The sequence below is a fragment of the Protofrankia sp. Cj3 genome (assembly GCF_917627355.1).
Classification (GTDB): domain Bacteria; phylum Actinomycetota; class Actinomycetes; order Frankiales; family Frankiaceae; genus Protofrankia.
The window spans coordinates 2,935-13,344 of record NZ_CAKJTR010000008.1 but is presented as its reverse complement, the minus strand read 5'-3'; the positions used below and the strand labels follow the sequence as shown (position 1 = coordinate 13,344).

Annotated in this window: 7 protein-coding genes; 6 read left to right on the top strand and 1 reads right to left on the bottom strand. The window is 65.9% G+C overall.

Going from position 1 to position 10,410, the window contains the following annotated elements:
* Positions 1 to 416: 416 nt before the first annotated feature.
* A complete protein-coding gene (locus MJ783_RS02030) occupies positions 417 to 2,042 on the bottom strand; it encodes an MFS transporter (protein ID WP_239308185.1) in 1,626 nt (541 codons plus the stop codon).
* A 906-nt stretch (positions 2,043 to 2,948) separates the two neighbouring features.
* Here MJ783_RS02030 and MJ783_RS02025 point away from each other — a divergent pair.
* The 6 genes from MJ783_RS02025 to MJ783_RS02000 all read left to right on the top strand — a co-directional run bounded on the left by MJ783_RS02025 (position 2,949) and on the right by MJ783_RS02000 (position 10,340).
* Positions 2,949 to 5,588 (top strand): cytochrome P450, encoded by a 2,640-nt coding sequence (locus MJ783_RS02025; protein ID WP_239308184.1) that lies wholly within the window; start codon positions 2,949 to 2,951, stop codon positions 5,586 to 5,588.
* A 288-nt stretch (positions 5,589 to 5,876) separates the two neighbouring features.
* A complete protein-coding gene (locus MJ783_RS02020; RefSeq protein ID WP_239308183.1) occupies positions 5,877 to 6,296 on the top strand; it encodes a molybdopterin-binding protein in 420 nt (139 codons plus the stop codon).
* 57 nt (positions 6,297 to 6,353) lie between these two features.
* Positions 6,354 to 7,163 carry a molybdate ABC transporter substrate-binding protein gene (gene modA, locus MJ783_RS02015; protein ID WP_239308182.1) on the top strand — a complete coding sequence of 270 codons (810 nt, stop codon included), beginning with the start codon at positions 6,354 to 6,356 and terminating at the stop codon, positions 7,161 to 7,163.
* Positions 7,160 to 7,996 (top strand): ABC transporter permease, encoded by an 837-nt coding sequence (locus tag MJ783_RS02010; RefSeq protein WP_370651407.1) that lies wholly within the window; start codon positions 7,160 to 7,162, stop codon positions 7,994 to 7,996. The genes modA and MJ783_RS02010 overlap by 4 nt, the downstream gene beginning before the upstream one ends.
* A 23-nt stretch (positions 7,997 to 8,019) precedes the next feature.
* Positions 8,020 to 9,201, top strand: coding sequence for an ABC transporter ATP-binding protein (locus tag MJ783_RS02005; RefSeq protein WP_239308180.1), 1,182 nt, complete (start codon positions 8,020 to 8,022; stop codon positions 9,199 to 9,201).
* Between the two features lie 716 nt (positions 9,202 to 9,917).
* Positions 9,918 to 10,340, top strand: a complete 423-nt coding sequence (locus tag MJ783_RS02000; protein ID WP_239308179.1) for a molybdopterin-binding protein — start codon at positions 9,918 to 9,920, stop codon at positions 10,338 to 10,340.
* The last annotated feature ends 70 nt before the right edge of the window (positions 10,341 to 10,410 follow it).

Sequence of the window (10,410 nt, the reverse complement as noted above, 5' to 3'; positions counted from 1 at the left end):
TCCCCTATTGCCGGTCGCTCTAAATAAAATCCGATCTGTCTGTTCTCTACGGAACGCGATCTCGATGCCGGGATGGGCCCGGAGGCCACGCCATCGCCAGCGGATTTCGTCAGGCGAGGGCTGCGACGGTGGCTTCGGTCAGCGCGTGTTCCTACAGCGTGTTTCGGAAGTCGTTGTTCGATCAGGGAACCGACCTGCCGCACGAGCCGCCTGGCCGGGATCGTGGTGATGCTGTCACAGCTGACCGCGCTGTCGTGGTCAGGGCCGTTCCGCGCCCCCACGGGTACTTCGATGGACAGGCCTCGAGCCGTCGAGGTGATCGTACAAGATCGTCTATTGTCGGCATAAATTTACCCAGCAATATGTATGTACTTGTCCAGAATCATGGTGATTCGATGCGGCGACCAAACGAAGTACTACTGGGATGGTTGCCGGGTCGGGATCCGATGGCTGAAGAACAGCGCGATCAATGCGATGGCGGCCAGTAGAGACAATGACGTGCGCAGTCCGTCAATGCGGGCGGTCGCGTTCTGCTCGACGATCGCTCCGGCCGTGTGTGGAGGCACCCCAGCCCTGTTGAGCGCGGTCTTCAGGTCCTCGTCGGAAATAAACGGGATGCCGCCAGCCAGCTCCACCTGCGCCTTCGAAGAAAGATCCGCGGGGACGGCGGGGTTGTGCTGGACACCACTGAGGAACGACGCGGTCAGCGAAGAGATGAGCACCGCGCCGCTCAGTGCGGTTCCGATCGAGGCACCAAGGTTCGTGACAGTATTCTGTACCCCACCGACTTCACCGCTGTGTTCGTCGGGCACCGACGACACGGTAACGCTCCCGAGCTGTGACGCCAGGGCGCCAATACCGAGGCCCGCGAGCAACATCGGCCAGGTCACGATTTCGGCTCCGGCACCCGCGTCGAGCGCGGCCACCATGATTACGATACCGGCAAACAGCGCGAGAAAGCCGGTCTGGACAACGCGGCGTGGCGACGCGTCCGGGAAAATCTTGGGAATGCCCACGGCGGCCAGCAACAGGGTGCTGGACAGGGGCAGCAACCGGATACCGGTCGCGACCGCTGAAAGCCCGAGCACCACTGACAGGAACAACGGCACGGCGAAGAAGAGGCCAGCTTGCAGAAAGTACTGGAAAAAGAACGAGATGAGCCCGCCCCGCAGGATCCGATTCCGCAACATCGCCGGATCAATGAGCACGGCGTCGCCGCGGGCGAGACGGTGGGTCTGCCACCATAGGAAGAGCCGCAGCACAATCCCGCCCGCGAGTATCAGCCAGCTGACCGGCGACAGTCCAAGCCAGCTGGGAGCACCCGTCTTGGGCTGGACAAAGCCCCAGCTCCCCGAACGGAGAATGCCGTACACGACGAGCCCGAGCCCGAGTGCCGACAACACGGTGCCCACCAGGTCGAGCCGCGTGCCCACCGTGGGCGGGGTGTCGGCCATCTGACGGGTGAGGATCAGGATGACGAATACGACGAGAACCTCACCGGCGAACACCCATCGCCAGGACAGATAGGTAGTGAGCAGCCCACCGATGAGGGGGCCCGCCGCCACCGCGATCGCGCCGGCCGAGGCGACGAGCCCATACGCGCGCGGGCGTTGGTCGCGGGTGAAGTTCGACGCGATCAGGGCTACGATCGCCGGCATGATCAACGCTGCCCCGACACCTTCGAGAAAGGACCACCCGAACATCAGCGTGGCAAGGTTCCCGGCAAGCGCGGTAATGAATGATCCACATCCATAAATGACGCACCCGATGACAAAAGCGCGTTTTCGGCCGAGAATCTGGCCGAGCCTACCTCCTGTGATCATAAATGCGGCCATCACCAGCGTGTAAAAGGTGACGGCTGTCTGGATGCCGGTAACGGTCGTGCCGACATCCTTGGCGACGGTCGCGATCGACACATTCATGACCGAGCTGTCGAGCGTCATGAGAAACTGCCCTGACGCAAGCGTCAGCAGGACGATTCCGGCTCCGCTGATTTCCTTGCCAGCGCGCCGGCCCGCTTCCTTTTTTTGATCTTGGCCCATGTGTCGACCCATCCCAGGAGGGAAACCTGGTATGCACCATCGCGGCCGGCCAGACCGCCGCGCTTCCCCCCTCCCGGGGGATTTTTTGCGGACCGAAGACGGCCGACAGATGACAATGATCACATCGACACCGCGCGCCAACGACGCAGCCCCACTCAAGGCTCGATGAGAGGATCCCGATCCTTTTATCATAAAAATATAATTTATCTAAAAATGAAAAATAATTATGCAAAATTCCTTTAGTAATTACTCTCTGTAACAAAAATCCTCCGATAGGCATACACCCATCCGCGGTACCACGAGTGCCCGGCAACTGGGGAATGATCAATGGGTGGGGGTGGGTACATCGCGCGCCCACTCCCCGTTCCAGTCAGCCAACCAGCGCATTTACGGATGATCAAACCATATACTTCCGTGGCTGCGGACAGCGTGCTACTCTTCCCCCTGCGCGCTTCTTCCGATCAGCAAGAGCGGTCGGCTCCGGCCGGCCGCACTGACGCGGTTCCACGGGGGATCTAGCACGGTCAGCTCCGCTGACTCTCGCCGGCCGGATTGTTTGCTGTTCATCAGGTTTTGTGCTGCTCACCCAATGTGGAGAGGTACGATCGCGCACTCTCTTCCCCAGGCCAGCCGGACCCGTGGTACCGGATTCCCGACAGCACCCGCCAACGTCGGTCCTTCCAGTACTCCGGCTCCGCTGACGTTCTCACCGGAAAACCTTCGACCACGCTTTCCGACCATCCCCATGATTCCAAAAACGCTTCTTTCCCGGCGCCTAATTGCCGTTTTCCTCATGCGGTCATTTCGCTGACCAGCTGATATCAGGACCGCCGACCGCGACAACACGGGGCAGCTTACTTATTCGTAGCATCAAACCACGCCCCAGATTCCACCCGAGGAATGATTATGGAAGCAGAGCCGACGCTCACCAGGTTGGATGCGTTCACTCCGCCGGCGCGGGAATTCTTTCTCCCTGAGCTGCCGCGTTCCCTCCCGTTCGCCTACCACCCGAAAGCCGCCCAGATCGAATTTGCCTCGAACGGCTGGGTACGGACGCAGCTCGGCGCGTGCTTCGCGACCGAGGAGGACCTGCTGGCCTTCCTGCGCCAGCGAAACGGGATCTATGGTCCTCTCACTGTTCCGAACGCTGACGAGCAACGAGCTCGCGACATCGCGGACTGGTACCAATACGTGACGGTGATTGACAGCTTCGTCTCGGACCGATCAGCCCTCGGCGCCAGTGACGGCAAGGCCCGGGATGTCTTCGCCACCATCATCGCGGACTTCCGCGGCGACGGCGATCCGGCCAACGACCTCCCCTACAGCCGCGCGGCCAAAGACCTCTGGAAACGGATCAGCCCCAACCTCAGCCCGGCCCAGGTGTCCAGGTTCGCCGCGAGCCTGGAGGCCTTCCTACGCGGATGCGCCACCGAGATCCACTCTAAGATCACAAAAAACGTACCGGACTACGAAGCCTGCCTGGCAGTCCGGATGGACAGCTTCGGCTGCGACTTCATCGAACTGCTGACCGAGTACGGCGCGGCCGTGGACATGAGCGACGTTCTCCCGCAGCTCACCGAAGTCCACCAGCACTGCCGACGACAAATGATCATAATAAACGATCTGCTGTCATGGCGTAAGGAACGCGCCCAGGACGACACGATGACCGTCGTACGGGTCCTGACCGAACGAGACGGGCTCAGCCTGCAAGACGCTGTCAACCGGCTCTGCGCACTCGTCGAGCACCATGAGAAGGCCTACATCGAGGCTCGCGACGATCTGCTGTCCGGCCCGCTCGGTACACGCGGTGACGTACGCACCTACCTCACCGCGGTAGACCACCTGATGGGCGGCAGCCAGGAGTTCGAGTACCTGACCCCGCGCTACTTCGGTGACGGCTCGGCATGGGACGGCTCGACCTCAGGATGGGTAGACCTCCACGCCTCCGTGACACGCTTCCGATCACAGCCCTGGCCGGTCGGGACGGTCGAGACGCCAGCCACCGCGATCACCGCCGCCACCGGGACCAGCACCGCGCCCGGATGCCCGGTCCCGCACAGAACGGTGACCGCAGCCTCGGAGGCCGCAGCCTCAGAGGCCGACACATCCGGCGGCGCTCCCGACCGGGTGGCCACGCCGTCCCCCCGCAAAGACGGGACCGACCGTGCCTATTCCGTCGCGACCGCCCCGGGCGGCATCCCGGTGATCGGCCACGCCCTCCAGCTGTGGCGGTCGCCGTTGCGGTTCCTGTCCTCGCTACCCGCCCAAGGAGACCTCGTCCGGATCAAAATCGGGCCGCGCGAGGCCTATCTGGCCTGCCACCCCGAGCTGGTCACGCAGGTCCTGATGGACACACGCACCTTCGACAAGGGCGGGCCACTGTTCGACAAGGTGCGGCTGCTCGTGGGCAACGGGCTCGTCAGCTCGATGTGGGAAGACCACCGCCAGCAGCGGCGGATGCTCCAGCCGGCGTTCCACCCGTCCCGGCTGCCCGGCTACACCAGGCTGATGCGGGAAGAGATCGACGATCTCCTGAGCTCCTGGACGGACAACCAGCTGTTTGACATCAACGACGCGATGCACACCCTGACCCTACGGATCACCGCCCGTACCATGTTCGCGACGACGGTGAGTGACCGTCCCATCATTCCCGAGATCGCCCACTACATGCCGATCATCATGCGGGGCGTCTACAAGCGGACGGTCGCACCGATCGGCTGGCAAGAGAAGATCCCCACCCCGGATAACCGCCGGTTCAACCAGGCACGGGCCCGGATGCACACGATTATCGAAGAGACGATCGAGATTCAGCGCCGCACCAGCACCGACCGCGGCGACCTGCTGTCGATCCTCGTAGCCGCCCGCGACGAGGAGAGCCAGCACCGGCTGACCGACGAGGAGATCTACGACCAGATCATGACCCTGCTCATCGGCGGGACGGAGACCACCGGCAACACCATGGTCTGGGCCTTCCACGTCCTTGCCGAGCACCCGCGGGTCGAAGCCCGGCTGCACGCCGAACTCGACGAAGTACTCGGTGGCCGGCCACCGACGTTCGACGACCTGCCACGGCTGGACTACACCTGGCGGGTTCTGTGCGAGACCCTGCGGATGTATCCACCAGCCTGGTTACTCACCCGCACGACCACCCGGGAGACCGAGCTGGCTGGACAGCGGCTGGCCGCGGGCACCATCGTGATGTACAGCCCGTACGTGATGGGGCACAACCCCTCCTTGTTCACCGACCCGGAACGCTTCGACCCGGACCGCTGGCTGCCCGAACACGCCAAGAACTTCCCGCGCGGCGCGATGGTGCCCTTCAGCGCGGGAAGTCGCAAGTGCATCGGTGACACCTTCAGCCGTGCCGAGACGACGCTCGCGATCGCCACGATCGCCGCCCGCTGGCGGTTATGCCCCGCGCCCGGCGCCAAGCCGCACACCGCCGTCCCGAAAGCGTCACTGGGCACCGGACCGTACCTGATGATCCTGAAACCCCGTCCGGCCACGACCACCGGCACAGGCCCCGTGCCAAGCGACGCCAGCTGATCCGCCAGCCCGGCAGCCGGCCTGCCGGGCGGACCGTTCCGTGCACTGCGGAAAAGAGAGCCCATGCCATGGGTGGCTCCCCGTGCCACCGCGCGATGCACGCACTCCAGCCCCGCTCCTTCCGCTGTAGTGACAGCATGACGGAAAGATGACAAGAAGGCATGGCACTGTCGCGGCTGCTATGCGCAGACGGCTCCATCAATAACTCACCGTCGCAGAAAATGACTCACCGCGAATTCGGTCAGCCTTCCGGAAGACAGACGTGGATGCGCTGGCTATCGTGCGTCTGTGACGACTTTGCGGATATCGGATGTGGCCGGCCTGTTGGGCGTCAGCGATGACACAGTGCGTCGCTGGGCGGACGCGGGCAGATTGCCAGTAATCCGTGACGACAGCGGTCGGCAGGCTGTCGAGGGCGCGGCGCTGGCGCAGTTCAGCAAGGAGCTCGCGGCCTCAGCTGACCGGCCGCTGGCGGGAGACGCCGCAGTGGTCGGTGAGTCAGCCCGCAACCGCTTCCCCGGCATCGTTACCCGGGTCGTCCGTGACGGGGTGATGGCGCAGGTCGAGATCCAGGCCGGTCCACACCGGATCGTGTCGTTGATGAGCCGGGAGTCCGCCGACGATCTCGGCCTGGAGCCAGGCGTGATCGCGGTGGCCTCGGTGAAGTCGACCAACGTGGTGATGGAACTTCCTCAGCAGCGCCGTTGAGCCATTCCACGCCGGGGCCGTCGGCACCGGCGGACATTTTCGTGTTGAGGGGGACGCGTGAGAACGCGATCGAAATTCTGGGCGCTGTGCGCCCTGGCGACTGCTGTCCTGGTCGGATGCGGATCGAACACGACCGGATCCAGTGCCGCGTCGACGGTGCCATCGGCGCCGCCAGCCACGACAGCGCCGGTGACCGGGACGGTGACGGTGTTCGCGGCCGCGTCGTTGACGGAGTCGTTCACCGAGATCGGGAAGCAGTTCGAGGCGGCGCATCCCGGGACGACCGTGAAGTTCAACTTCGGGGCGAGCTCGACGCTGGCGACCCAGCTCACCCAGGCCGCGCCCGCGGACGTGTTCGCCTCGGCGAGTCCAACAAACATGGCCACCGTCGTCGACGCCGGGTCGGCAACCAAGCCGACGACGTTCGCGAAGAACACGATGGAGATCGTCACCCCGCCGAACAACCCAGCGAACATCGCTTCAGTCGCGGACCTGGCAAAGCCGGGAGTGAAGGTGGCACTGTGCCAGGCCCAGGTCCCCTGCGGGGCGGTCGCGGCCAAGGTCCTGTCCAACGCGGGCGTCAGCGTGACGCCAAAGACCTATGGCCCGGACGTGAAGGCGGTGCTGACCACCGTTGAACTCGGCGAGGTCGACGCCGGCATGGTGTATGTCACCGACGCGCAGGCCGCCGCGGCGAAGATCAAGGGGATCCCGATCCCCGCGAATCAGAACGCCTCCACGGCCTATCCGATCGCGGCTTTGACGAAGGCGCCGAACCCCACCGCCGCGGCGGCGTTCGTCGCGTTCGTCCTGTCGAGCAGCGGGCAGGCGGTGCTGGCCAAGGCCGGGTTCTCGCCCGGTTCGTGAGTCAGTTCCCGGTTGTGGGCCGCGGAAGAGCCGGCCGGAGCAGGGACGGACGGGTGCCGGTTCCGCTGGCGGTCGCGGGCGGGGCCGCGACCGGGTTTCTCCTGCTCCCGCTGGCCGCTCTGCTGGTGCGGGCACCGTGGCGCAACCTGCCCGCGCTGCTGGCCACACCGGCGGTGGGAGAGGCGCTGCGGCTGTCGCTGCTGACCACGACCATCGCGACCGCGTTGTCGCTGCTGGCCGGGGTGCCGCTGGCCTGGCTGCTGGCCCGGTCGAGCTTTCCCGGCCGGAGGTTGTTGCGGGCGGTCATCACGGTTCCGCTGGTGCTGCCGCCGGTGGTCGGCGGGGTCGCGTTGCTGCTCGCGTTCGGCCGGCGGGGGGTCCTAGGCCAGTACCTGGACGCCTGGTTCGGCATCACGCTGCCGTTCACCACCGCCGGCGTTGTCCTGGCGGAGGCGTTCGTGGCGATGCCGTTCCTGATCGTGACGGTGGAGGGGGCGCTGCGGTCGACCGATCGGCGCTTCGAGGAGGCCGCAGCCACCCTTGGCGCGAGCCGGTTGGTCACCTTCCGCCGGGTCACCCTCCCGATGATCGCGCCGTCACTCGCGGCGGGTGGGGTGTTGTGCTGGGCACGTGCACTCGGCGAGTTCGGCGCGACGATCACGTTCGCGGGGAACTACCCGGGGACAACCCAGACAATGCCGCTGGCGGTCTACCTTGCGCTGGAGACCGATCCGGACGCGGCGATCGCGCTGTCTGTCGTGCTGCTCGCTGTCGCGGTGGGTGTCCTGCTGCTGCTGCGGGAACGCTGGTTGCGGCCGGGTACCACACTGTGAGCGAGACAGGAGGGCGCAGCGCGGTGACGCGGCTGTCGGCGGTGCCCGCCGCGGCGGGTGGCGGCGACCTGCATGCCCGGGTCCGGGTGGCGCGCGCGAACGGTTTCGTGCTGGATGTGACAGTACGTGTCGCGGGCGGGACGACGATGGCTGTCCTCGGCCCGAACGGGTCGGGCAAGACGACGCTGTTGCGGGCGCTCGCCGGCCTCCAGCCCATCGGCACCGGCCGTATCAGCGTCGGCGGCGTTACGCTGGATGATTCAGCGGAGGGCATCTTCGTCCCGGTGCAACGCCGCGGGGTCGGCATGGTCTTCCAGGACTATCTGCTGTTCGGCCACCTGTCCGCTCGGGACAACATCGCGTTCGCCCTGCGCTGCCGGGGAGTTCCCCGCGCCGAGGCCCGCGCCGCCGCCGGGGTGTGGCTGGCAAGGTTCGGCCTGGCTGAGTTCGCGGGCCGCCGTCCCGGGGCGCTGTCGGGTGGGCAGGCCCAGCGGGTCGCGCTCGCCCGGGCCCTGGCCGCGGAACCCCGCCTGCTGCTGCTCGACGAGCCTCTCGCGGCGCTGGACGCATCCACCCGATTGGCGGTCCGGGCGGATCTACGCCGGCACCTCACCGGGTTCGCCGGCCCCTCGGTGCTCGTGACCCATGATCCGATCGAGGCGATGGTGCTCGCCGACGACATCGTCATCGTGGAGGCGGGGCGGGTGGTACAGCAGGGCCCGCCGGCCGAGGTGGCACGCCGGCCCCGCACCGACTATGTGGCCCGGCTCGTCGGGCTGAACCTCTACCGGGGCGAGGCCGACGCGGGCCGGGTGCGGTTGGCCGGTGGCGGCCTCCTCACGATCGCGGACACCGCGATCAGCGGACGGGTGCTGGCCGCGCTGCGGCCGTCCGCCGTCGTCCTCGGGGTGGACGAGCCGCACGGCAGCGCTCGTAACACGCTGATGGGCCGGGTTACCGGCTTGGAGCTGCTGGGTGACCGGGCTCGGGCCGCGGTGGACGCGGCCCCGCCGGTGCTCGCGGATGTCACCCCGGCCGCGCTCGCCGACCTGCGGCTGGAACCAGGGATGATCGTTTGGGCATCCTTCAAAGCGACCGACATCGAGACCTATCCCGATTCGGTGGACGACGCCCTGGCTGGGGACGACGCCCTGGCTGGCGAAGCCGCGGCTGGCAGGTGTATGAACATCCGCAGTCGCGGCTGATTTTCGATATATGATCATTATATGCGGAACAATAAAATTGTTGCACTGTCTTCCATCATTACCTATAGCAACCAGCGGCTCGGCGGCGATGCGCCCATCCCATCGACGCCCGCCGCCTCGTCGTTCACCAGCGTCCGACGCGCCGCATGGACGTTCACAGGCCCACGTCATGGGCGACGGCCTGCCCGCGACCGCCGGCACGACCAGCCACCCGCTTGCGGGTGCGGCGCGAAGCCGTTCGTGGGCTATCGGTACCGCGCGAGTACGGCCCCCAATCCAGCACGGCTGGGGCGCGGACCGGCCCGGCCGGCCGTACGAACCCATGCGCGGCAGCGAGGTCGGCGGCGGCGTAGGGCGTGTCGCGAAAGCCAGCTGTTCGGCTCGCCACGCTCAGGCGGCCCCTGGCCGCGTTCTCGGCCACACCGACACAACTCATCCGGTATCGGTCCGGTCCGCGGCCTTACCAGGAACCACCTGGACGCGGCTCCCTGATCGAACGACGGCTTCCGAAACACGCGTAGCGCGACCGGCAACAGGGGAGGCGGCATCGCGGGGCTGGGGCACGCGCCTCAGCCCCGCTCCTTGATCCACGCCTCTGTCGCCAGGCGCCCTTATCGGGCATTACGGGTAACAAGGTTGATGACGTACGTGGCCGTTGTACGTAGGCTGGGAGCGGTTCTCCCCTGAGCAACATCCTGACGTGATGAGGTAGATCAATGAGCTTGAGCATTCGCAACCGGCTCGCGGGAACCGTTACCGAGATCACCACTGGGGCAGCGATGGGCACAGTATCGATCGACGTCACCGGTGGACAACGTGTCACCGCCGCAGTGACCATGGACGCGGTCAAGGATCTCGGCATCTCGGTGGGGTCCGCTGTCGACGTTCTGATCAAATCGACCGAAGTGTCGCTGACCACCGGGACCGTCGCTGGTCTCAGTATCCGCAATCAGCTGCCTGGCACGGTTTCCAGGCTCGAGACCGGTGATGCCATGACCGTGGCACACATCGCCCTCGATGGCGGTGGCGAGATCACAGCGGCGATCACCCGGGCAGCCGCGACGGATCTCGGTCTCGCGTCGGGTTCCACCGTGACCGCTCTGATCAAGTCGACGGAGGTCGCGCTCTCCGCCGCCTGACGTCGTGGGTGTCCGGCACGGCGGTCGCCGCTGGAAAAGCACCGCCACCCTTCATGATCAACTAAGAGCG